Genomic DNA, 24587 nt, shown 5'->3' with positions numbered 1-24587 from the left:
CCCTCACCCCGCCTGCGGGGAGAGGGCTAGGGTGAGGGGCAGAGCGTTCGGCATAGTGTGCAGTCGCGGTGAATTTCGAGAAGGCCCCTCATCCAACCAGTCGCTGCTTCACTTCGTTCCGCTGCTCCTGGCCACCTTCTCCCCGCATTGCGGGGAGAAGGAGCTTAAAACCTAAAACTCAGGTAATCACAGTCGGCGCGTTACGGCCGGTGCGGCCCTTGATGTCTGCGATTTCCTGGGCAGCCGTGATGAGATCGGCTAGCGCTTCCTGGGTCTCGATATTGTGACGGGTCGGATCGGGCTCGTAGCGCTCGATATAGACGCGCAGCGTGGCGCCGGTGGTGCCGGTACCGGAGAGGCGGAAGACCACGCGGGAGCCGCCTTCGAAGAGGATGCGGATGCCCTGGTGCTGGCTGACCGACTTGTCGACCGGGTCGTGATAGGCGAAATCGTCGGCGGCGGAAACGGTGAGATCGCCGATTTTCGTGCCCGGCAGGGTCGGCAGCTTTTCGCGCAGCGCTGCAATCAGGCCGTTGGCAGCGTCTGTGTCGACACCTTCATAATCGTGGCGCGAATAATAGTTGCGGCCATAGGTGGCCCAATGCTGCGTCACGATATCGATGACGCTTTCGCCGCGTACGGCCAGGATGTTCAGCCAGAGCAGCACGGCCCAAAGGCCGTCCTTTTCGCGAACATGGTTGGAGCCGGTGCCGGAGCTTTCCTCGCCACAGATCGTCGCCATGCCCGCGTCGAGCAGGTTGCCGAAGAACTTCCAGCCGGTCGGCGTTTCATAGATGCCGACGCCGCGCTTTTCGGCAACGCGATCGGCCGCGCCGCTTGTTGGCATCGAACGGGCGATGCCGGCAATGCCATGCGAATAGCCGGGAGCGAGGTTGGCGTTGGCTGCCAGGATCGCCAGGCTGTCGGACGGGGTGACGTAGATGCCCTTGCCGATGATGAGATTGCGGTCGCCGTCGCCGTCCGATGCTGCGCCGAAATCGGGCGCATCGTCGCTCATCATGTCGTCGTAGAGCTCTTTGCAGTAGACAAGGTTCGGATCCGGGTGATGACCGCCGAAATCCGGCAGCGGCAGGAAGTTGCGCACCGATCCGTCCGGGGCGCCAAGACGGATTTCGAAGATTTCCTTGGCATAAGGGCCGGTGACGGCACTCATCGCGTCGAAGCAGATGCGGAAGCCGAGACTGATCAGGTTGCGGATCGCGCCGAAATCAAACAGCTCCTCCATGAGAGCCGCATAGTCTTCGACGGGGTCGATGACCGAGACGATCATGCCGCCGACATCCTCGCGGGCAATGCGGTCGAGGTTGATGTCCGGGAAGTCAGCGATCTTGTAGCTGTCGATCACCTTGGAGCGCTCATAGATGGCGTCGGTGATCTTTTCGGGCGCCGGGCCGCCATTGCTGATGTTGTATTTGATGCCGAAGTCTTCGGTCGGGCCGCCGGGATTGTGGCTGGCCGACAGGATGATGCCGCCGAAGGCCTTATACTTGCGGATGATGTTGGAGGCTGCGGGCGTCGAGAGGATGCCGCCCTTGCCGACCATCACCTTGCCGAAGCCGTTGGCGGCGGCCATTTTGATGGCCTTCTGGATGACTTCGCGATTGTAGTAGCGGCCGTCGCCGCCGATGACCAGGCACTTGCCCTGATAGCCTTCGAGCGAATCGAAAATCGACTGGATGAAGTTTTCCGCGTAGTTCGGCTGCTGGAATACGGGAACCTTCTTTCGCAAGCCCGAAGTGCCGGGTTTCTGATCCGCGTAGGGGGTGGTCGGTACGGTTTTAATCATCGGGTTAAGCGCCTCTCGAGACTAGACTGGAGTAGAGAGCGACATAGCGTTCTGCGCTCCTGCCCCAGGATACGTCGGATTTCATGCCCTGCTTTTGCATCTGCGTCCAGACCTTTCGATCCTGGAAGAGGTGCATCGCGCGGCGCATGGCCTGCAACAGCCCCTCCGCGGTGACGGGTGAAAATTGAATGCCGGTCGCGACTTTTGCCTGCAGCGCGGCGTGGTTGGCGTCGATAATCGTATCGTTCAGCCCGCCCGTTCGCGCAACGATCGGCAGGCAGCCATAGCGTAAGCCATAAAGCTGCGTGAGGCCACAGGGTTCGAAACGCGAGGGGATGATAATCGCGTCGCAGCCGGCCTGCATCAGATGCGACATGGGCTCGTTGTAGCCTGCCGAAACGCCGACGCGACCGCGGTGACGGCCGGCTGCGGCAAAGAGCGCGCCCTCCAGCGCCGCGTCGCCTGCGCCGAGAATGGCGAGCTTGCCGCCCATGTGGACGATCTCGCTCGCAACCTCCGCCAGAATATCCATGCCCTTCTGCCAGGTGAGGCGGCTGACGACGCAGAAGATAGGACCATCATCCTCGTCGAGGCCGAAATGCTCGACGACCCGATGGCGATTGATGGCGCGATCCTTCAGCGTCGCCGCGCTATAGGTTTGCGCGATCATCGGATCGGTCGCCGGATTCCAGATGTCGTCGTCGATGCCGTTGACGATGCCGTACAGATTGTAGGCCTTGCTGGCGATGACGCCTTCGAGGCCCATGCCGAATTCCGGCGTCAGGATTTCCTCGGCATAGGAAGGGCTGACGGTGGTCAGGGCATGTGCCGTCTGCAGCCCGCCTTTCAGGAAGCCGACATCGCCGTAATATTCGATGCCTTCCACCGAGAAAGCATGTGCCGGCAGACGAAGGCCGGGGAAGATATCGGCGCCGAACTGGCCCTGGAATGCGATGTTATGGATGGTGAGGACGCTCGGCAATTCCGGCGTCGGATAATAGCGCATGTAGACCGGCACCATGGCCGACTGCCAATCATGCGCATGAACGAGATCCGGTCGCCAGCCGGGCAAGAGGCCGGCGGCAATCTCGGCACCGGCGAGAGATAGCGCCGCGAAACGCCGCCAATTGTCGGGATAGTCCTTGCCCGTCGCATCGACATAGGGGCCGCCGGTGCGGCTATAATAAGCCGGTGCGTCGAGCACGAGGAAGGAAATGCCCGCATGCTCGACTTCTAGAATGGTGGCTGCCTCGCCAAGAAGATCCGGAAGCTCCAGACGGGCAACCGGATCGCGAATGGCTTTCATAACCGCAGGATAGCCTGGGATGAGGGTCTTAGTTTCGACGCCATAGGGCTTCAGTGCAATAGGCAGGGCGCCGACCACATCGGCCAGACCCCCTGTCTTGATCAAGGGGAAGACTTCGGACGAAACCGAGAGAACCTTCATAGGTCACAGATCCAGCTTGTCGACCATCGATTGGGTGATGAGGCAGATACCGCTTTCCGTGCGGCGCCAGCGTTTGGCATCCAGTTCCGGATCTTCACCGACCACCAGACCTTCGGGAATGGTCACGCCATGGTCGATGACGACATTCTTGAGCTGTGCCCGGCGGCCAACCTTGACGCTCGGCAACACGACCGCACCTTCCAGCTTGGAGTAGGAATTGGCGCGCACGCCGGTAAAGAGCAGGCTGTTGTAGAGGCTGGCACCGGAAATGATGCAATCGCCGGCGACGACGGAGGAGACTGCCGAACCGCGGCGGTCCTCGTCGTCATGGACGAATTTGGCCGGCGGGCTGATTTCCGCATAGGTCCAGATCGGCCAGGACTTGTCGTAGATGTCAAGCTCCGGCACCACGGCGGTCAGGTCGATATTGGCTTGCCAGTAGGCATCGATCGTGCCGACATCGCGCCAATAGGCTTCACGTTCGAAATCCGAGCGAACGCAGGACTGGGTGAAGCGATGGGCGACCGCCTTACCATTCTTGACGATATGGGGAATGATGTCCTTGCCGAAGTCGCGGCTGGAATTGGGGTCGGCTGCATCGCGCTTCAGGCATTCGATCAGGAATTTCGTGTGGAAGACGTAGATGCCCATCGAGGCGAGCGCGAAATCGGGATTGCCGGGGATACCCGGAGGATCGGCCGGCTTCTCGACGAAATCTATGATCCGGTCCTTATCATCGACATGCATGACGCCGAAGCCGACGGCCTCCATGCGCGGCACTTCCAGGCAGCCGATGGTGACGTCTGCACCGGAATCGACGTGCTGCTGCAGCATCCATTCGTAGTCCATCTTGTAAATATGATCGCCGGCAAGGATGACCATATATTCCGGACCGTAAGGCTCGATGATGTCGATGTTCTGGTAAACGGCGTCCGCGGTGCCTTCATACCACTGCGTTTCCGAAACGCGCTGCGAGGCCGGCAGGATATCGAAGCTTTCGTTTCGTTCGGGGCGGAAGAAGTTCCAGCCGCGCTGCATATGGCGGATCAGCGAGTGCGCCTTATACTGCGTCGCGACGCCGATGCGGCGGATGCCGGAATTGAGCGCGTTTGACAGCGCAAAATCGATGATTCTGGTCTTGCCGCCGAAATAGACCGCTGGCTTGGCACGGCGGTCGGTCAGTTCTTTCAGGCGGCTGCCGCGGCCCCCGGCAAGAACGTAGGCCATGGCATCGCGCGCCAGCGGCTGGAAACGTTTTTCTACCATTTTATTCCTCCCTGTCCGTAGTGATCTCAGAATTCCGGTTCGAGCATGATGGTCGCCAGCGGAGGCAGCGTTATCACCGCCTGTACGCCTCCGCCTGCATTGACGGCCTGGACACGCCCGCCATTCCCTTTGCCGCTGCCGCCGTAGATATCGGCATCGGTATTCAATATCTCGCGCCACCGCCCCTCCGCTGGCAGACGCAAGGTGTAGTTCTCACGATAGACTGGCGTGAAATTGGTGATGACCGCAACCGGCTTTTCGCCCGGCGCCTTGCGCAGCCAAGCGAAGACCGAGTTTTCGAAATCATCGACCACAAGCCATTCGAAGCCGTCGCCCTCGCAGTCGCGGGCATGGAGCGCCGGCTTGCTGCGATAGGTGAAATTGAGATCGCGAACGAGGCGGCGCATGCCCTCGTGCATGCGGTACTGCAGCAGGTTCCAGTCCAGCGCACGTTCTTCGCTCCACTCGCTCCATTGCGCGAATTCCTGGCCCATAAAGAGCAGCTTCTTGCCGGGATAGCCCCACATGAAGGCATAGTAGGCACGCAGATTGGCGAATTTCTGCCAGTCGTCGCCTGCCATCTTGGCGATCAGGGACCCCTTGCCGTGAACCACTTCATCATGGGAGAGCGGCAGCACGAAGTTTTCCGAGAAGGCGTAGATGAGGCCGAAGGTCAGCTCGTTGTGGTGATATTTGCGGTACACCGGCTCGCGGGCGAGGTAGCTCAGCGTGTCGTGCATGAAGCCCATGTTCCACTTGAAGCCGAAGCCGAGGCCGCCTTCATGGACAGGCTGTGACACTTTCGGCCAAGAGGTCGATTCCTCGGCGATGGTCATGACGCCGGGGTGAGCGCCATAGAGCCGGGTGTTCATGGACTGCAGAAAACGGACGGCTTCCAGGTTTTCGTTGCCGCCATATTCGTTGGGGATCCATTCGCCATGCTTGCGGGAATAGTCGAGGTAGAGCATGGAGGCGACGGCATCGACGCGCAAACCGTCCAGATGGTATTTTTCCGCCCAGTAGAGCGCGTTGTTCAGCAAATAGGCGAGAACCTCGGTGCGGCCGAAATTGTAGATCGCCGTATTCCAGTCAGGATGAAAGCCCTTGCGCGGGTCTTCATGTTCGTAAAGGGCGGTTCCATCGAACCAGCGCAGGCCATGCTCGTCGGTCGGGAAATGCGCCGGTACCCAATCGAGGATGACGCCGATCCCGACCTTGTGGCAACCGTTGACGAAGCGGGCAAAGCCTTCCGGCTCACCGAAGCGGGCGGTCGGGGCGTAAAGACCCGTGGTCTGATAGCCCCAGGACGGATCGTAGGGGTGTTCGGTGATCGGCAGAAATTCGATATGGGTGAAGCCCATGTCAACGCAATAGGGGATGAGGCGCGAGGCGAGTTCATCCCATGACAGCATCGAACCGTCGTCCCGGCGCTGCCAGGAAGCGGCGTGGACCTCGTAGATGGAGATCGGCTGGCGGCGCTGATCGACGCTCGCCCAATGTTCGCGGTGGGCGGAATCGTCCCAGACCTGAACCAGTTCGTTGGCCGTGACCGACGCCGTCTTCGGGCGCAGTTCGCTGCGTCGAGCAAATGGATCGGCCTTCAGCGGCAGCACTACGCCGTCATGGCCACGGATCTCGAACTTATAGGCGACACCCGCAGGCACATCCGGGGCGAAGATCTCCCAGATGCCGCTATCGGAGCGAAATCGCATGACGTGGCGGCGGCCATCCCAATTGTTAAAATCGCCGACGACGGAAACACGCTGTGCATTCGGTGCCCAGACGGCGAAATGAAAGCCCTGCACGCCCTCGTGCTTCAGCGGATGGGCGCCCATCTTGTCGAAGAGGCGCAGATGCGTGCCCTGACGCGCGAAATAATCATCCATCGGGCCGAGAACCGGACCGAAACTATAGGGATCGGTCACGGCCCATTCGACATCGCCGCGTCTGGCGCGATAACGGACCGGCTGCTGCTTGACAAGTTTGACGTCGCCGGAAAAGAAGCCTGCCGGATCAAGGCATTCGAGCTCGCCGATGACAGAACCGTCGAGCGCCGTGGCGGTGACAGCTTCCGCGCCAAGGATGAAACAGCGGGCCACATAGCCTTCATCCGTCTTGTGTACGCCGAGAACGGCGAACGGATTGGAATGCGTGCCTGCGAGAATTGCAGCAATATCCCCTGCCGAAATATCCCTCAAGCTTGTGCCGTCAGCGGGTTTTTTCGGCTTTTTCATCCGGCTCTCCAGATTTCCTTGGCATACTGACGGATCGTCCGGTCGGAAGAGAACCAGCCCATGCGAGCGGTATTGTTGATCGTCTTCGCATACCACTCGGATGGATTGGCCCAAAGAATATCGACCTCGCGCTGTGCCGAGGCATAGGCATCGAAATCGGCGGCGACCATGAACCAGTCGTGACTATAGATGCCGTCGATCAGGCTGGCATAGCGATTGCGGTCGTCGGGAGAAAAGACGCCGGAGGCGATGGCTGACAGAGCCTGAGCCAATTCGCGCGAGCGCTCGATGATGGCACGAGGGTTATGACCGTCGCTGCGCAGGTTTGCGACCTCATCGGCCCGCAATCCGAAGATGACGATATTGTCCTCGCCGACATTGTCGCGCATTTCGACATTGGCGCCATCAAGTGTGCCGATGGTCAGCGCGCCGTTGAGGCCGAACTTCATGTTGCCGGTGCCCGAGGCTTCCATGCCGGCGGTCGAAATCTGCTCGGAAAGATCGGCGGCCGGAACCATGACTTCCGCCAGCGAGACGTTGTAGTTCGGCACGAAGACGACCTTCAGCAAGCCGCGAACCGATGGATCGTTATTGATGACGCGGGCGACGTCGTTGATCAGCTTGATGATAAGCTTCGCGTTGTGATAGCTCGGCGCCGCCTTGCCGGCAAAGAGCTTGACGCGCGGTTGCCAGTCGAGCTCGGGATGCGAGCGGATCTGGTCGTAGAGCGCCACGGCCTCGATGACGTTCAGAAGCTGGCGCTTGTATTCATGGATGCGCTTGATCTGGATATCGAACATCGCGTTCGGATCGAGCTTGATGCCCATGCGGCTGGCAACGAGATTGGAGAGCTGCACCTTGTTGGTGCGCTTGACGGCGGCGAACTTCTCCTGGAAGGCGCTGTCGTGTGCAAACTGATCCAGCGGCTTCAGCTGCTCGGCATCGTCGAGGAAGGCGTCGCCGATGGTTTCGCGTACGAGATTGGTCAGGCCGGGATTGCACTGCATCAGCCAGCGCCGCGGTGTGATGCCGTTCGTCTTGTTGTTGATGCGGTCCGGATAGAGTTTGTGCAGGTCGGCAAAAACCGTGACCTTCATCAGGTCGGTATGAAGTGCGGAAACGCCGTTGATCGAATGCGAGCCGACAAAGGCGAGATTGCCCATGCGCACACGCCGATCGCCGTTTTCGTCGATGAGCGAGATCGAGCGGATTTCGGTGTCGCTGAAATTGCGCAGCTTGCGCGCTTCCACCAGGACCTTGGCGTTGATGGCATAGACGATCTGCATGTGGCGCGGCAAAAGCCGCTCGAGCAGCGGCACGGGCCAGCTTTCCAAAGCTTCCGGCAGCAGGGTGTGATTGGTGTATCCGAAGGTGTTTTTGGTGATGTCCCAGGCCTTGTCGAAATCGAAGCCATGGACATCGACCAGCAGGCGCATCATTTCCGTAACGGAAACGGCCGGATGTGTGTCGTTCAGCTGGATCGCGACCTTGTCGGCGAGATTGGTCAGATCGTCATATTGCTGTAGGTGACGGCGCAGGATGTCCTGCAGCGAGGCGGACGAGAAGAAGAATTCCTGGCGCAGGCGCAGCTCCTGGCCGGCGGGCGTCGCATCGGCGGGATAGAGAACGCGCGTCAGGCTTTCGGCCTTATTGCTTTCACGCAGCGCGCCGATGTGGTCGCCGGCGTTGAAGGCATCGAGCAGGATCGGGTCGATCGGCTGCGCCGACCAGAGGCGCAGCGTGTTGACGCGCTTGCCGCGCCAGCCGACGACGGGTGTATCGAATGCGGTGGCGATGACGCGCTCGGCCGGCTTCCAGACGTAACGCGGCTGATCGTCGTGGCTGCTGATGGTCTCGACGGCGCCGCCAAAACCGATTTCATAGGAGCTTTCCTGGCGTTCGAATTCCCACGGGTTGCCGTGCGCCAGCCAGGTTTCCGGCAATTCCACCTGCCAGCCATCGGCCATCTGCTGGCGGAAGAGGCCGTGGACGTAGCGAATGCCATAGCCATAGGCCGGCACGTCGACGGTTGCCATGGATTCCATGAAGCAGGCGGCAAGGCGGCCAAGACCGCCGTTGCCGAGCGCTGCATCGGGTTCGAGACCCGCGATGACACGAATATCGACGCCCAGCGAAGCGAGAGCGTTGGTGATCTCCTCCATCAAACCGAGATTGGAGATGGCGTCGCGCATCAGGCGGCCGATCAGGAATTCGAGCGATAGATAGTAGACGCGCTTGGCGTTCGTCTCGTAGGTCTTGCGGGTCGATTCGATCCATTTGTCGATGACGCGGTCGCGAATGACGAGGATCGTTGCCGTCAGCCAATCATGCGGCTTGGCGACCTTTGCGTCCTTGCCGATGCGGTATGTTAGGCGCTCGATGATTTCTTCGGCAAGGATTTCGGGGCGGGAACTGCGCGGGGCTGGAACGGGGAGATCGGCCTTCGTCAAGTTATTCATACTATCAACTCTCGCCATTTGTGATTTATATTCAGCGTGTTACGGCCAATTAAATCGATTTGCCTTTCCGTTTCACTATCAGTTTACGCACCGATGTAAAGCAGTTGCAACAAGCGAGTTGGGCGGATGCGAAAATTGCGGCGAAAGGTTTACGGTGAATGCGAAAGAACTTGATTCTGATGATATTTCGGGTTCTTATTCGCGCATCGATCAAAACAAAAGCCGCGCAATACTCGTATCGCGCGGCTTTTTCTTTGTAGTCTATCGGTGGTTGCTCCGTACGGATGCCGGGCGCGATCACTTGGTCAGGAGCGTCATTTGCTTCGATGTTTCCGTGGCGATTGTCGTGAACGCCTTAAAAAGATCCGCCGCGCTTTGGGGTGTGAAGTAGTCCGAGGCTGAAGTAGCGCAGTACTTCAGCAAGGCTTGGCCATTTTCCGGTGCCATGAAGGCGATCGTGTACACATGGATGCCATTGCTGCGTGCCTTGTCGCACTGTGCTTTGGTATCCGCGTCAGCATTTGACACGTTGTTTTCGCCGTCGGTCATGAAAACAATGTACATGGTCGGATTTTTGACGCCGCTCTTATTCTTGTGCTGAAGTTGCTCGTTCGTCAGCCCGGCTGTCGCAGACGGTTTCGTCAACGCGTCGACTGCCGCCGTAAAAGCAGGCGCCGAATTCGTGGAACCTTTTGACGTCAAGTTGTTGACATATGTTGTGATGCCGCTGGTACCCCAGGCCAAAGCTGTCGCCGTTTGGGCGACGTTGTTATAGGAAACTGCCCCGGTGCGAACATACATCATGTTCGGGTCGGCCTTGTTCAGTTGCGCGGAGAGATTGGACGTCGCGATTTTCAGCGACTCCATCTTCGAGTAATAGTTGGTCTGCGTTGTGCAATAGGTCCCCCAGCAGTTTTTTTTGGTCGGCTGCTCGGCATTAACCGTGTCCGTGGCCTCATCCATCGATCCAGAACGATCCAGAACGAAATACATCGACAGCGCATTCTTCTGGGTTTCGGAAGTCTTGCCGCTGATTGACGTGCTGGACGCAGAAATGTTCAGCGAACTCTGCCCTATCAAGCGGGTCATGCTGTTCACGGGCATAGAATAGGATGAATTTACGACGACCGTGTAGCCCGTGTTCCCGGAGGAATCGGTCGTTTTTGTTACCGTTGTGCCGGTGCCCGCTTTCAATGAATTCGTAGCATCCGTATCACCGGCGAGATAATTCGACATCTGGCCGAGGACGAAATTGTTGGCGAGATCCTTGGCGGTCGTCGTGGTTGCACTGCCGTCCGCAAGCGCGGTTGCCGCAGTGAGCGCGGCGGCATCCGTGGATTCCTGAAGCTGACTGTGTGTCAGCGACATGTTCGTGACATCGACCGCTACACCACTCGCCACGGCCAGCACGGGCACGGCAATCGCCGTCAGGATGCCAAAATTTCCGGCTCTATCGCGTATAAGTTGTTTCAATGCCCAAAGTATATCAGAGCCGGCAATCATCATGTCCGCCTATTGGAAAGAGTTAGCTTCTCAAGAACGGCGGGACTATCGAATACAAATATTAGTTGAAGGTTTAATCGGTCAGTTGATTTTTAACAAACCATGTAATCTGACGCGATTGGCTTCACCTTTTTACTACTTTAAGTATATTCTATTTTAGTGGAATTACATCTACCGCCTGAACGGCTTCCTGATTGCCGTAGCTCTTCAGTACGCCGATAACGGGCGCAACGTCCGAATAATCGCGGCCATAGGCAACGACGATATGATCTGTGCCTGCCGGGATATTGTTGGTCGGGTCGAGCTCGATCCAGCCCGCCGTCTCGCCGCACCAGATGCGCACCCAGGCGTGCATGGCGTCGGCGCCCTCCAGCCTTTCCTTGCCAGGCGGCGGAATGGTGCGCAGAAAGCCGCTGACATAGCCGGCGGGAATGCCGAGGCTGCGAAGCGCGATGATCATGACATGCGAGAAATCCTGGCAGACGCCGCGCTTAAGGCGGAAGGCTTCCCTCGGCGTGGTGTCCACTGTCGTCGCCTCGGTATCATAGACGAAGTCCTTGTGTACCTGCGCGCAGACCGCATGGGCGATCTGCAGGGTCGTAAGATTGGCTGCTTTCCATTGTCTGCTGTAATCCGCGATTTCCCTGGTGTCCGGCAGACGCGGGCTGCTGCCGAGAAAATGGTGGGGCGAAGACGGATCGATCGACCAGCAATCATTGATCTCCTCTGGCAGCTTGGCGAGCAGCGGCGAGAAGTCTGCCCCGACGGGCTGGCTCTCCACCTGAACGCGCGCCTGCATGCGGATATCGAGCCTTTCATGGGGCTCGCGCACGAGGATCGAAGTTGCAGGATGCTGGAAGAAATCCGTGAAGTGGGATTGCTCGTCCGGTCCCGGCGTTATCTTCACCGAGCCGGCTATCAGCCTCTGCCGGTTGGGCAGGGAGAGCGGCATGACGCGCAATATATGCCGCGCACCGCTTGCCGGCACGTCGTAGATGTAGCCCATGTGAAGCGAGAGATCGTAGAGCATTCACGTCATCCGAGGTAGGTGCGTGCCAGCAGGTCAGACAGCCGCTCCAGTTCGCGCGCCAGCTGCTGGTAGACTTCGCCCGTCATTGCTTCGGGCGTCATCACTGCCAACCCCGAATGCAGACGCATGGCTTCGCGGAAGAAGGGTGACATCTGGCCGTTGACGTAGGCATTCGGCAATTGTTCGACCTCGCGGTGGATCTCGTTCATCTGGAAAAGGATCGAGCGCGGATTAAGCGGATCGAGTGCGAGCAGATCCGTCACCGTCAGCCGAGCGGTATTGACGTTGTAGCGGCGGCGATGGGTCATGACGCTGTCGCCGATTTCAAGCAGCATGTCGAGCGCGCCATCGGGCGCATCGGGGCCGGACATATGGCCGAGCAGCCGGGTCATATGCAGGCCGCGCTCGATATAGCGGCCGAGCGACAGGAAGCGCCAGCCGGTGAAGCGGTACATGTTTTCATGCACGAGACCGGCGAAGCCCGCGAGCTTGCGCAGCAGGATCGTCATGGCATGGCTGGCATCGTCGCCAGGCTTTACCCCTTCCTTGAAGCGGCGTGCCGTCTTGGCGAGATCGTTCAGCGCAAGCCAGCCATCGGGAGAGAAGCGATCGCGGATGTTGCTGGCCGAATAGACGGCGCTATCGATGTTGCGCAGCAGGTTTTCCGGCACCGCTTGCTTGGTATCGATGTCGATGGCGGCAAGATAGGCGCTGACATCGGCAAGCAGTGGCTGGTTCGGATCGGCGGCTTCGGCAAAACGCCCGTGCCAAGCGCGCAGGATGCGCAGCGCACCTTCGGCGCGCTCGATATAGCGGCCGAGCCAGAAGAGATTGTCGGCCGCCCGGCTGGGCAGGCTGCCCGGCATGTTGCGGGTGAAAGTTTCTTCGGCCGGCAGAAGCGTGTGCGCCTCGACTGGCTTGTCGGAGACGATCCAGACATCGGCAGCCGAGCCGCCGGCCTGCATGGCAATCGCGGCGACATCGTCACCGCTGCCGATGCGGGCAAAGCCGCCGGGCATGATCTGCCAGCCGTTCTCGGTGCGGGCGGCGAAGACGCGCAAGCTCATCGGCCGCGGCGTGAGCTTGCCATTGACCCAGGCCGGAGTCGTCGAAAGTGTTACGACCTCCTGGCCCACCAGCTTGTTACCCTCGGTCGCCAGCCAGTCCGCGATCGAATCGCGGGCAGTGCTGCGCAGCGTCGAGCCCAGCACGGATTGGCCGTTATCATCGAAGAAGGGCATGCAGGAATAGGCCGGACCGATGACCATCTTTTCGATATTGGCGGCGACATGGTCTCGCTCGCTCTTCTGGCCGCACCACCAGGTCGCGATAGAGGGCAGCTTCAGTTCCTCGCCGCGCAGATGCCGACAGATGGTCGGCATGAAGGCGAGCAGCGCTCGGGTTTCGAGAATGCCGGAGCCGAGCGCATTGACGATGGTCACCGTCTGCGCTCGCAGGGCTTCGACGAGGCCGGGCGTGCCGATATGGGAGCGCTGGTTGAGCTCCAACGGATCGGCGTAGGAAGCATCGAGGCGACGCCATAGTACGCTGATCGGTCGCAAGCCTGCGACGGTGCGCACCATCAGCTGATCGTTGACGACGGTGATGTCCTCGCCTTCTAGCAGCATGAAGCCGAGGTAGCGGGCGATATAGGCGTGTTCGTAATAGGTTTCGTTGGCAGGCCCCGGCGTCAGCACGGCGACGCGGCCTTCGGCGCCGCGCTTGCCGCCGAGCAGGGCATCGCGGAACGCGCCGAAGAAGGAGGCGAGGCGATGGACCTTAGTTTCGGCGTAGATATCGGAGAAGGCGCGGGTTGTGGCGACGCGGGTTTCCAGCGCGAAGCCGGCGCCGGATGGCGCCTGCGCGCGGTCAGCCAGTACCCACCAATTGCCGTCAGGACCGCGGCCGACCTCGAAAGCCAGGAAATGCAGGTAATGGCCGCTTGCGGGCTTGACGCCGACAAGCGGGCGCAAGAACTCCGGATTGGCGGCAATCAAGGCCGGCGGCAGCAGCCCTTCGCTCACCAGTCGGCTGTCGCCATAGATATCGGCGATGACCGATTCCAACAGATCGGCGCGCTGCTGCAGGCCTTCGGAGAGAGCCTGCCATTCGCGTTCGTCGATGAGCACGGGGATATGGGAGATCGGCCAGTTGCGTTCGCTGATACCCGCTGTCCCATAAGCGCGATAGAAGACGCCTGCATCGCGCAAATAGCGGTCGGCGCGGGCGAAGCGCTCGGTCAATCCCTCTTCCGTCATACGCGTCAGCGCCGAGAGGAAGTTTTGCCAGACCGGGCGCACCGCGCCGGTATTGTCGACCATTTCGTCGGCGACGCCGGGCAGGGGACGATAGGCAAAGACCGGCGCCTTGGCAGTGCCGGTCTTTGCCTCGTCCCGTCGTTCCGTCGCCCGTTTTCTACCCATGCACAGTCTCGTTTCAAATTCCCGCGGGACGTCTGAGGTCGAGCGTCAGCGGGAATTCCACCGATGCAGTCTCCGGTCTTACGGCATAACCACCTGCTGTATGCCCCCAAGGCTCGAAACGCGCAAGACGTCGCGCTTCCGCCTCGTTGCCATTGACGGGGAAGGTGTCGTAGTTGCGGCCGCCCGGATGGGCAACATGATAGATACATCCGCCGATCGAGCGCTGTGACCAGGTATCGTAGATGTCGAAGGTCAGCGGCGTATCGATGGGGAGCACAGGATGCAGACCGGAGGCCGGATGCCATGCCTTGTAGCGCACGCCAGCGACCGAGACACCCGCCATTCCCGTCGGCGTCAGCGGTAGGGGACGGCTGTTGCAGGTCACCGTATAACGCGACGGATTGGAGGTTTCGAACTGCACCTGCAGGCGCTCGACCGACGAATCGACGTAGCGCACGGTGCCGCCGATCGCACCTTCTTCGCCCATGACATGCCATGGTTCCAGCGCCTGGCGCAGCTCCAGCTTGCAGCCCTCGTATTCGACCTCGCCACAGAAGGGGAAGCGGAATTCGAGCTGCGCCTGGAACCATTCCGGTCTGAGGTCGAAACCGTTTTCGCGAAGATCGCCGAGAACGTCGAGGAAATCCTGCCAGATATAATGTGGCAGCATGAAGCGATCATGCAGCGTCGTGCCCCAGCGCACGAATTTGCCATCAATCGGGTTGCGCCAAAAGCGGGCGATCAGTGCGCGCACCAGCAATTGCTGGGCAAGGCTCATGCGGGCATTCGGTGGCATTTCGAAACCGCGGAATTCGACGAGGCCGAGGCGTCCCGTCGGTCCATCCGGCGAAAACAGCTTGTCGATGCAGATTTCCGAGCGGTGCGTATTGCCGGTGACATCGGTTAGAAGATTGCGGAAGAGCCGGTCCACCAGCCAGGGGAGCGGCTGGATGCCGCGACCTGGCGCCGGCACCTGGGCCAGCGCGATTTCCAACTCGTAGAGGCTGTCGTGACGGGCTTCATCGATGCGCGGCGCCTGGCTTGTCGGCCCGACGAACAGGCCGGAAAAGAGGTAGGAGAGCGAGGGATGGCGCTGCCAGTGCAGCACCAGGCTCTTCAACAGGTCGGGACGACGAAGAAACGGGCTGTCGTTCGGATTGGCGCCGCCAACGACGACATGATTGCCGCCACCGGTGCCGGTATGACGCCCGTCGATCAGGAATTTGTCCGTGCCGAGGCGCGTCTGTCGCGCCTCTTCGTAAACCGCCGTCGTGATGTCGACGCAGTCCTGCCAGTTCGACGCGGGATGGATATTGACTTCGATCACGCCCGGGTCAGGCGCGACGCGAATGACGTTGATGCGTTCGTCCTGTGGCGGCGAATAGCCTTCGATGTGAATCGGCAGCGCAAGCTCAGCCGCCGCATTCTCGGCCGCTGCCAGCAGTTCGAGATAATGTTCGATCTTTTCGACCGGAGGCATGAAGACACACAGCCGACCGTCACGCGGTTCGACAGAGATCGCGGTGCGGACGGCGCCGCCGATTTCGCCGAGCGTCTGTTCGACCCGCGATTGCGAGCTTTCATCCACCTGGAACGAGGCTTCTGGCATGGTGCGGCCAGCTGGCACGATGACGTCAGGCAGAGGCATGCGCGGAATGGAGGGATCGGCCGTGTGGATATAGGGATATCGTGACGGCGGCACATAAGGCAGCGTGCCGAGCGGCAGGCGATAGCCGACCGGAGAATCGCCGGGCACAAGGAAAATCTTGCCGCGGCGTGTGCGCCATTTTTCGCTGACCCAGCGCGTGCCGCCGGCGCGCGCGTTCCATGCCTGTATGGGCAATATGTAGCCGGTTGGAGTCGTCAGACCACGCTCGAAAACACGAGCGATACGGCTGCGCTCCTCGGGATCCTTGAGCTTCGAATTGGAAGGATCAACGTTCTCCGGCAGGCTCCCTTCCTTGACGATCCATTCAGCCGGGTCTTCGTAAGCCGGTTGCACCATGTCAGGCTCGATCGCCAGTTCCTTGGCAATCGCATTCAGAAGCTTGCTGGCGCTCTCCGAGTCCGCACCGGTCTGTGCCGTTTCTTCGGCAATCAGAGCGGGGTTCTGCCAGATCGGCCGCCCGTCCTTGCGCCAGTAAAGCGAGAAGGTCCAGCGGGGCAGGCTTTCGCCGGGATACCATTTGCCCTGGCCGTAATGCAGGAAGCCGCCGGGCGCGAAGCGCTCGCGCAGGCGCCTGATCAACTGATCGGCAAGGTCGCGTTTGGTCGGGCCGACGGCGGCGGTGTTCCATTCCTCGGACTGGAAATCGTCGATCGACACGAAGGTCGGTTCGCCGCCCATGGTCAGGCGCACGTCGTCTTCCTTGAGGATCGCGTCAACCTTTTCGCCGAGTTCGTTCAAGGCATCCCAGCTTTCGTCGGAAAAGGGCTTGGTGATGCGCGGATGCTCGGCGACGCGGGCGACTTTCATGTCGAAATCGAATTCGGTATTGGCTTCGCCGAAATATCCGCCCGAGATCGGTGCGGCGTTGCGGTAATGCGGCGTGGCGGCGAGCGGGATATGGCTCTCGCCCGTCAGAAGGCCGGAGGTCGGATCGAGGCCGACCCAGCCGGCGCCGGGAAGATAGACTTCTGCCCAGGCATGCAGATCGGTGAAGTCGACTTCGGTGCCGGAGGGACCGTCGAGCGCCTTTAGGTCGGGTGTCAGCTGGATGAGGTAGCCGGAGACGAAGCGGGTGGCGAGGCCGAGATGGCGCAGCACCTGAACGAGCAGCCAGCTCGTGTCACGGCAGGAACCTTTCGCTTTTTCCAAAGTCTCCTCAGGCGCCTGGACGCCGGCTTCCATGCGGATGACATAGCCGATCTCCTGCTGCAGCCGTGCATTGAGGCCGACGATCATGTCGACGGTCTTTTGTTCCGAGCGGTCGAGCGTGGCGAGGAAGTCTTTCAGCCGGGGACCAGGCTCCTCCGGCTTCATATAGATCGACAAATCTTCTCGGATCGTCTCGGGATACTCGAAAGGCCATTTCGTCGCTTCCTCTTCGACGAAGAAGTCGAAGGGATTGTAGACCGTCATATCGGCGACGAGGTCGACCTCGATCTTCAGTTCGGTCACCGGATCGGGAAAGACGAAGCGGGCGAGATAGTTGCCGTAGGGGTCTTGCTGCAGGTTCACGAAATGGTTTGCCGGGGTGACCTTGAGCGCGTGGCTCAGCACGCGCGTCTTGGAATGCGAGGCGGGTTTCAGACGGATGATCTGGGGACCGAGGCGAACCGGATTGTCGTATTTATAATGGGTGAGATGATAGATGCTTGCCTTGATCGCCATATGTCTCTTTGCCTAGCCCACATCATTGTGCGGTGATTGCTGTTCCCATAGGCAGTGTGTGCAATGCAGCGAAAGAAAGCAAGGTGTCTCCAGGTACTTCGGAAAGTCCTGCTGTGGCACGCCAAACAAAAGCGGCGAGCTTTCGCCCGCCGCTTTGTAATCGATACCGTCGAAGATCTCAGCTTCTGCCGAACTCGTCGACGAGGCGGATGATGTCGTCTTCGCCGAGATAGGAGCCGGTTTGTACTTCGATGAGCTCCAGCAAGATCTTGCCTGGGTTGGCAAGGCGGTGCACTTCGCCGAGCGGGATATAGATCGATTCGTTTTCGCGCAGCATCTGTACGTTTTCGCCGACCGTTACTTCGGCCGTACCCTTGACGACGATCCAATGCTCGGAGCGGTGGTGATGCTTCTGTAGCGACAGCTTCTTGCCCGGCAGCACGAAGATGCGCTTCACTTGGAAGCGCTCGCCATTCAGCACCGAGGTATAGCCGCCCCAGGGACGGTAGGAGGTCGGATGCGTTTCGGTGAGCTTCGCCGTCTTCTTCTCGCTTGCGAGCAGCTTAACGAGCTTGCCGACGTCCTGGCTGTCCTTAAGATGGCCGACATAGACGGCGTCTTCGCTGGCGATGACGGCGACGTCCTCAAGGCCCTGCACGGCGACGTGCAGGCTGTGTGACATGACGAGCGAATTCTTCGTGTTGACCAGCGTCGTGGCACCCGTCGACACGTTGCCGCTTTCGTCACGGCTGCCGACTTTCCACACCGCATCCCAGCTGCCGAGATCGGACCAGGTGAAGGGCGAGGGAACGACTGCGGCATTGGCCGTCTTTTCCATCAGCGCGTAGTCGATGGAGATGTCCGGGCTTTTTGCGAAATTATCGGCGTCCAGGCGGGTGAAATCGAGGTCGCGCGTCGATTTGGAGACCGCCTTGCTGGCAGCCTTTTCTATATCAGGCGCAAATTCCTTCATTTCGGCGAGAAGCTGGGCGGCCGAGAACATGAACATGCCGGAGTTCCAGTAGAAGCTGCCGCTTGCCACCATCTCCTTTGCCTTTTCCAGGACGGGCTTCTCAACGAAACGCTTGACGGCATGGGCGCCGGTCGCGAGCGCCTTGCCGGTTTCGATATAGCCGTAGCCTGTGGCGGGTTCGGTCGGCTTGATGCCGAAAGTAACAAGCTTGCCCTGCAGCGCGGTATCGCGTGCCAGGCGTACGCAATCATAATAGGTCGCGTTGGCGTCGATCTCGTAATCGGAGCCGAGGACGTGCATGATGGCGTCCTTGCCGAAAAGCTCGGTGACGAGCGCCGCGGCGGCGGCAACGGCGGCAGCCGTGTTGCGGGCCACCGGCTCCAGCAGCACCGCTGCCAGTTTCAGGTCGAGTTCGCGGGCCTGTTCTGCGACGAGGAAGCGGAATTCCTCATTGGTGAGAACGATCGCAGCTTCATAGAGCTCGGGGTCGGCCACCCGCTCCAAAGTGTTCTGAAACAGCGTCCTGTCGCCGATGAACTGGATGAATTGTTTCGGGGCGGAAGCGCGCGATAGCGGCCACAGCCGTGTACCCTTGCCGCCTGCCATGATCACCGGGACGATTTTTGCCGCCATGCTCTGCCTCTCCTGGCCATCTCAATTGAAGCCGTCTGACGACGCACAACCATTGTGCGCCGACCATGCTCCTTCGACAATTTCCATCGCCATTGCGATGTTTTTTCTTAAAGCGCTAGTTCTAATACGTCGAGATCCTAAACATTCGACAACTTTAGTCCACAAGATCCACTGAAAGTGTGTCGCATGCGCGATTCTGTTTAAAAAAAGCAGAAGCCGTAGAAAGACTGCCTTAGCTACAGATTAAAATAGCATTGCCTCTAAGTAATAGTTTCAATGCTACAGAGATCAAGCTTCCGCTCTGTCTTGCCGTTCATCCTGCGACGGCACGTGATCGGGGCCGTTGCGTCTGTTGTACCGGATCGATGACCAAAGCGAGATGCCGATCAGGGCCGCGCCGCCAAGGCCGGTGATGACTTCGGGGATATGCATCAGCGTCTGCACGTACATGATCACCGAGAGGATCAATATGGCGTAGAAAGCACCGTGTTCGAGGTAGCGGTAGTGGGCGAGCGTGCCCTTTTCCACCAGCATGATCGTCATGGAGCGGACATACATGGCGCCGATGCCCAGGCCGATGGCGATGATGAATAGGTTTTGGGTGAGGGCGAAGGCGCCGATGACGCCGTCAAAGGAGAAGCTGGCATCGAGGATTTCCAGATAGAGGAAAGCGCCGAAGCCGCCCTTCGCCGCAGCGCTCATCGTTCGCTGCGAGGCGTCCAGAAAGCCGGCCAGAACCTCGACGAGCAGAAAGGTCAGGAGGCCATAGATCGCGGCATGCAGGAAGGTCGTCGCGTCATCACCGTCGAGCACCGAGGTGAAGATGAGGACCAGGACCAGCACAAAGGCGATTTCGACGCCCTTGACGGTCGCAAAATGCGCCATCCGCTTCTCGATGAAGCCTATCCAGTGCACGTCCTTTTCATGGTTGAAGAAGTAGGTGAGGCCTACCATCATCAGAAAGGTGCCGCCGAAGGCGGCGATCGGCAGATGCGCTGCCTGCATGATCTCGGCATATTGCTCGGGCTTCGCGGCGGCGAGTTTCAGCGCTTCCCATGGGTTGATCCAGGCGGCGATGGCGACGATCACCAGCGGAAAGACGATCCGCATGCCGAAGACGGCGATGATGATGCCCCAGGTCAGAAAGCGATGCTGCCAGAGCGGCGTCATCTCCTTCAGCTTGTTGGCATTGACGATGGCATTGTCGAAGGAAAGCGAAATTTCCAGCACAGCCAGGACGGCACAGATAAAGAAGGCTGTGGCAAGGCCGCTGAAGGTGCCGGTGGTGTTCCAACCCAACAGCGCACCGAGCGTAAGGCCGCCGACGGTTACGGCAAAGGCCCAGCCGAAATAACTGAGCACGGATTTTGAGGCGGCGGGCGATTTCATGGATGCGCCTCGCTGGAAATGGAGTGGATATACCCGGATTGCGCGCACAGCCGCATACCGAAGACGGCATGCGGGTCAGGCATGGTCAAGCTCATCATGGAAAGAAATCCGCCGGCTCATCTGCAGGCGGTACCGACATCGCGAGAGCGCCGTGAAAACTCTCGCCAGAGGGGCCCGGCACCAAAGTTCAATCCGCTGCCGATGTCAGGAAGGTGCGGAGATGCTCCATAGTTAGTGAAGTTAGGATGCAGGTCAAGAGTTGAAATGATGATGGCTGTCCTTGCCCTCGATAATTGAGAAATTCGGGGAACCAAACGGAAAAGGCTGCGTTTGGCTTTCGGGTGTCTTTGACCATCCGCCGCTGTGGCGGGGTCCTTACCCTTAACAACAGCGTTCAACAGGAGGAACTCCGATGAGTCCAGCACCCATTCACGGCACGCCGCAGGCGTCAAAACCGGAGCTGACGGAACGGCAGAAAAAGGCAAGGCCCAATACGCTTCGCCAAGCCCAGGTTCTGCCGCCGCATCAGGTGGATCTGACACTGCATCCTGTAACCCATGAGGACGTGCACGTTCCCGCCCACGTCAACGGTTCGGACCTATCCCGGGAAGCGCCGGCCGATGCAAATCATGGCAGAAAACGGAAAAATGCGCTGCCGCACTAACACAAGATGATGGCGGCGCGATGATGATGGCTACTTGTGGCGAGGCGCCTTGCCGTCGGATGTAAAGCTGCCGTTGAAGCTCATTTCCGGCGATTTGGCCGTACATTCGATGGCGACCGGCTTGCCAGCGTAAGGATTTGCGAAGGTGCAGGCGCCCTTTGCTGGGACTTGATTTGACATATCGTTGCCGGCACCCGTCGCGATAACGTCGATCGGCAATTGTGCGGTGCCTTTCTGGTTGCCGGGCTTGATGCCTTTTCCATTGCCACGGAAGCCGAGCATTTTGCCGCCGGATGTGAAAATGAAAGTCACGGAGCCGTCAGGTGCGGTGACGCTGGCGAGTTCCGCCTTGCATCCCTTGGAGGCATCGAGTTTGCCGACCACGAGCTTGGAACATTTTCCGCTAACCACGGTGGCGCCCTGTGCCGGAAAATTCTCGACGGTAGCAGCTGCGGTCTGTGTGGCGACCAGCGCTGTCAATCCAAAAGCAATGCCTGCGAATCGCATAAGAGAGGCTCCTTTCAAGCCCGTGCAGATTCGCCGATCAAAATGTGGCAGTCAACCCGAAGCGGTGCACAAGTCCAAAGCCAACAGACGACGCCCGGATTCAAGCCGGGTACGTCGAGGTCCGATGGCAGGAATGCCACTGTCGTAAAGTCACTGCGGCCGTTAGGCGACGCGTTTCAGTGTTGTTGTGCGGATTCCGGAACAAGCTCGCCGATCAACTGCAGCAGGGCATTCTGCCGATTGCCACCCCCGGCCAGGAATTCATAGAGGGTCATGGTTTTCTCGCTGCCGCCATCGACGACATAATCCGCCTGGCGGATGACGTAGACCTCACCGCTCTCGGTGTCGCGGGCGAGATGGAACATGTACTCATCGCCATTGGGCTTGTGATTCTTGTAGAACTGCCGCTTCATCACCGTCATCTCATCCTCCCGTATGATCGATGCGCTGATATGACAGTAGGATGACGGCGCGGCCGGAAGTCAAGCGGCTTGTAGCGGGAACTTGTGTCGCAGGCTCCATTCCCCCCGCAATCGCCGCGAACATCAGCATGTGATTGGCTATCTCCCAAAAGACTACTATTCTCGACCTGCGCTCGAATTTTTCGGGACGCGGCTAGTTGGAGATCGAAGCACATGAGAATGATGTTAGCGTTGGGAGCGATTTTGAGCCTGGCATGCGTCTCTGCCGGCGAGGCGCCTTCGAATTACCAGACCTACCATGGCGGCATTCGCGCCGACAGCGATCCGGTGGTGCTGGCGACATATGAGAGGGTTCTCGATCGCTGCGAGCCTGAGGCTTATTCCTGGCGCCGTGGCTCTCCGAACCCCAACAGTACCCCTTACTGGCTGGCTCTGCGAAATTGCCTCTATCGTCACGGCTTTGTCGATCGCGGCGTCTATGCCTATCCGACGACGGCGGTTTTGCGGCATTTCCTGGATCGCTGACCGGGCTGCAATTCGCTTCAGGTCAAGGGGTATTTTTCGGTTTGATCCGCTTTGGGGATAACCGGACTCTGTCAACCGATAAGAAATTAAAAAGGCCTTTCGATTTCTCGAAAGGCCTTGCTTTTCAGCGAATTAGGATGGTGGGCGTGACAGGGATTGAACCTGTGACCCCTACGATGTCAACGTAGTGCTCTCCCGCTGAGCTACACGCCCATCCGATGGCGGCGCATAGATCACAAAACCTTGGTGGCCGTCAATAGGCTTTTTTCGGTTTTGTGACGTTGCCGCCGAAAGCCCTACGCGGCAAGGAGTTTGTTGACTTCATCGACGAGTTCGCGGAGGTGGAAAGGCTTGGAAAGGACCTTGGCATCCTTCGGCGCCTTCGAATCGGGGTTCAGCGCGACGGCGGCAAAGCCGGTGATGAACATCACCTTCAGGTCCGGATCGAGTTCGGTGGCGCGCCGCGCTAGCTCGATACCGTCCATCTCAGGCATGACGATGTCAGTCAAAAGCAGCGAGAACGGCTCTTCGCGCAGCCGGTCGTAAGCGCTGGCTCCATTGTCAAAGGACAAGACCTTGTAGCCGGCTTTTTCGAGTGCCTTCACGAGAAAGCGACGCATGTCGTTGTCGTCTTCGGCAAGAAGTATCTTCTGGGTCATCATCTCTATCGCTAATCAACTTTGTCTTGTTGGACTCGTCCAGCGTTTAGGGTACCGCGGCGCCGTAAACAAGCCGTGAATGGTCAGCCAAAACGCGCCGTTCCAGCATTTGTTCGAAGCATAAGTGCATTCCACGAAAACGTCCTGCGTTTTCGCTGACCGGGCATCCGAGAATCCGAATACGGTGTTTTGGATTAAGGCCATTTCGCTCAAGTTACTATGGACTTGCGGTCATGCAACTGGCAACATGATTACTGCGACAAGTTGTTGACATGGTAAAGACGTTGATGTCCGCGGAAATGCGTAGTTTCGAGATTTTCGAGGTATTGGAACCCGCTTCCCAGACGATACCGTTTGTCTACAGTTCACCTCACAGCGGTCGCATCTACCCTCCCGATTTCATCGCCCAGTCCCGCCTGCAGGGTATCGCTATCCGCCGCTCGGAAGATCACTATGTTGACGAGCTCTTCTGTGCGGCGAGCGCGCTTGGGGCGCCGTTGCTGCTCGCCAATTTCCCGCGCGCCTATATCGACGTGAATCGCGAGCCCTATGAGCTCGATCCGCGCATGTTCGATGGCGCGTTACCCTCCTATGCCAACATCAATTCGCTGCGGGTCGCCGGCGGCCTTGGCACGATTCCGCGAATCGTCGCCGAAAACATGGAGATCTATGCGCGCCGCGTGCCGGTCGAGGACGCGCTGAAGCGAATCGACACGATCTATAAGCCTTACCACGCCACGTTGCGGCGGCTGATCGCACGCACCCATGTCAAATTCGGCTTCGGCGTACTGGTCGATTGTCATTCGATGCCGGGCAATATCCGTATTGCTGGCAGTAACATGCGGCCGGATTTCATCCTCGGCGATCGCTACGGCACCAGCGCCTCGGCGGAGCTTTCGCGCGCCGCCATGCAGATCCTCGAGGAGATGGGCTTCAACGCCGTGCGCAACAAGCCCTATGCCGGCGGTTTCATCACCGAGCATTATGGCCGCCCGTCGCGCGGGCTGCATGCCCTGCAGATCGAGGTCAATCGCTCTCTCTATGTCGATGAGATGACGCTCGAGAAGCGCCCGGATTTCGACAAGGTCGCCGCCGCCATCACGCTCTTCATGAAGCGCATGGCCGAACATGTGGAATCCTACACGGGCGATCCGGCGCTGGCTGCCGAATAGCGATCACCATTCTCTCTAGCAAGCGTGGAAGGCCGTGGTTCTGCGCTGGCTGTTTCGCCGCGCCTTAACTCCAGACCCAGCAAAAAAGAACCGCGCTCGTGGCGCGGCTAAGTCTAGGGAGGAAACACCCAAGGAGGGTA

Annotated in this window: 17 protein-coding genes and 1 tRNA gene; 3 read left to right on the top strand and 15 right to left on the bottom strand. The window is 59.4% G+C overall.

The features are described from left to right. Positions 1–178: 178 nt before the first annotated feature. From FHX05_RS07380 to FHX05_RS07330, 11 genes are all read right to left on the bottom strand, one after another. Entirely contained in the window at positions 179–1807 is a 1629-nt protein-coding gene (locus FHX05_RS07380) for an alpha-D-glucose phosphate-specific phosphoglucomutase (protein ID WP_112413515.1), read from the bottom strand. Between the two features lie 4 nt (positions 1808–1811). After that, positions 1812–3254 (bottom strand): glycogen synthase GlgA, encoded by a 1443-nt coding sequence (gene glgA, locus FHX05_RS07375; RefSeq protein ID WP_112400681.1) that lies wholly within the window; start codon positions 3252–3254, stop codon positions 1812–1814. 3 nt (positions 3255–3257) lie between these two features. Next, the gene (gene glgC / locus FHX05_RS07370; protein ID WP_112602829.1) at positions 3258–4520 is read right to left on the bottom strand and encodes a glucose-1-phosphate adenylyltransferase; all 1263 of its coding nucleotides are present in this window, start codon (positions 4518–4520) and stop codon (positions 3258–3260) included. A gap of 26 nt (positions 4521–4546) precedes the next feature. After that, entirely contained in the window at positions 4547–6754 is a 2208-nt protein-coding gene (glgB, locus tag FHX05_RS07365; RefSeq protein ID WP_183871108.1) for a 1,4-alpha-glucan branching protein GlgB, read from the bottom strand. Then, on the bottom strand, positions 6751–9213 hold the full coding sequence (locus FHX05_RS07360) for a glycogen/starch/alpha-glucan phosphorylase (protein WP_183714367.1): 2463 nt from the start codon (positions 9211–9213) through the stop codon (positions 6751–6753). The genes glgB and FHX05_RS07360 overlap by 4 nt, the downstream gene beginning before the upstream one ends. Before the next feature lie 297 nt (positions 9214–9510). Continuing rightward, positions 9511–10719: a TadE/TadG family type IV pilus assembly protein gene (locus tag FHX05_RS07355; protein WP_246698854.1), complete on the bottom strand. Its 1209-nt coding sequence runs from the start codon at positions 10717–10719 to the stop codon at positions 9511–9513. 148 nt (positions 10720–10867) lie between these two features. Continuing rightward, positions 10868–11746: a transglutaminase family protein gene (locus FHX05_RS07350; protein ID WP_112602823.1), complete on the bottom strand. Its 879-nt coding sequence runs from the start codon at positions 11744–11746 to the stop codon at positions 10868–10870. 5 nt (positions 11747–11751) lie between these two features. Then, positions 11752–14169 (bottom strand): circularly permuted type 2 ATP-grasp protein, encoded by a 2418-nt coding sequence (locus FHX05_RS07345; protein ID WP_183871107.1) that lies wholly within the window; start codon positions 14167–14169, stop codon positions 11752–11754. Between the two features lie 13 nt (positions 14170–14182). Next, entirely contained in the window at positions 14183–17503 is a 3321-nt protein-coding gene (locus tag FHX05_RS07340) for a transglutaminase family protein (RefSeq protein ID WP_183871106.1), read from the bottom strand. 178 nt (positions 17504–17681) lie between these two features. Further along, positions 17682–19109: a mannose-1-phosphate guanylyltransferase/mannose-6-phosphate isomerase gene (locus FHX05_RS07335; protein ID WP_183871105.1), complete on the bottom strand. Its 1428-nt coding sequence runs from the start codon at positions 19107–19109 to the stop codon at positions 17682–17684. A gap of 288 nt (positions 19110–19397) precedes the next feature. Further along, positions 19398–20498: a DUF475 domain-containing protein gene (locus FHX05_RS07330; protein ID WP_183871104.1), complete on the bottom strand. Its 1101-nt coding sequence runs from the start codon at positions 20496–20498 to the stop codon at positions 19398–19400. A gap of 412 nt (positions 20499–20910) precedes the next feature. Between FHX05_RS07330 and FHX05_RS07325 the strand changes: the two genes are divergently transcribed. Next, the gene (locus FHX05_RS07325) at positions 20911–21162 is read left to right on the top strand and encodes a hypothetical protein (RefSeq protein WP_183871103.1); all 252 of its coding nucleotides are present in this window, start codon (positions 20911–20913) and stop codon (positions 21160–21162) included. 30 nt (positions 21163–21192) lie between these two features. Here the strand turns inward: FHX05_RS07325 and FHX05_RS07320 are convergent, their stop codons facing one another. Both FHX05_RS07320 and FHX05_RS07315 read right to left on the bottom strand, forming a co-directional pair. Beyond that, positions 21193–21669, bottom strand: coding sequence for a hypothetical protein (locus FHX05_RS07320; protein ID WP_112335143.1), 477 nt, complete (start codon positions 21667–21669; stop codon positions 21193–21195). Positions 21670–21845: 176 nt separating this feature from the next. Next, positions 21846–22091 carry a hypothetical protein gene (locus FHX05_RS07315; RefSeq protein WP_041677665.1) on the bottom strand — a complete coding sequence of 82 codons (246 nt, stop codon included), beginning with the start codon at positions 22089–22091 and terminating at the stop codon, positions 21846–21848. Between the two features lie 213 nt (positions 22092–22304). On the opposite strand from FHX05_RS07315, the gene FHX05_RS07310 reads away from it, so the two are divergent. Continuing rightward, positions 22305–22616 (top strand): hypothetical protein, encoded by a 312-nt coding sequence (locus FHX05_RS07310; protein ID WP_183871102.1) that lies wholly within the window; start codon positions 22305–22307, stop codon positions 22614–22616. Positions 22617–22754: 138 nt separating this feature from the next. Here the strand turns inward: FHX05_RS07310 and FHX05_RS07305 are convergent. Next, positions 22755–22829 (bottom strand) — tRNA-Val (locus FHX05_RS07305). A gap of 83 nt (positions 22830–22912) precedes the next feature. After that, entirely contained in the window at positions 22913–23275 is a 363-nt protein-coding gene (gene cpdR1 / locus FHX05_RS07300; RefSeq protein ID WP_004117561.1) for a response regulator CpdR1, read from the bottom strand. A gap of 272 nt (positions 23276–23547) precedes the next feature. Here cpdR1 and FHX05_RS07295 point away from each other — a divergent pair, with 272 nt between their 5' ends. Beyond that, a complete protein-coding gene (locus tag FHX05_RS07295) occupies positions 23548–24447 on the top strand; it encodes an N-formylglutamate amidohydrolase (protein WP_246698853.1) in 900 nt (299 codons plus the stop codon). The last annotated feature ends 140 nt before the right edge of the window (positions 24448–24587 follow it).

The sequence above is a fragment of the Rhizobium sp. BK491 genome (assembly GCF_014194925.1).
GTDB lineage: Bacteria > Pseudomonadota > Alphaproteobacteria > Rhizobiales > Rhizobiaceae > Rhizobium.
The sequence above is the reverse complement of the archived record's forward strand: the minus strand, read 5'-3'. Positions and strand labels throughout refer to the sequence as shown.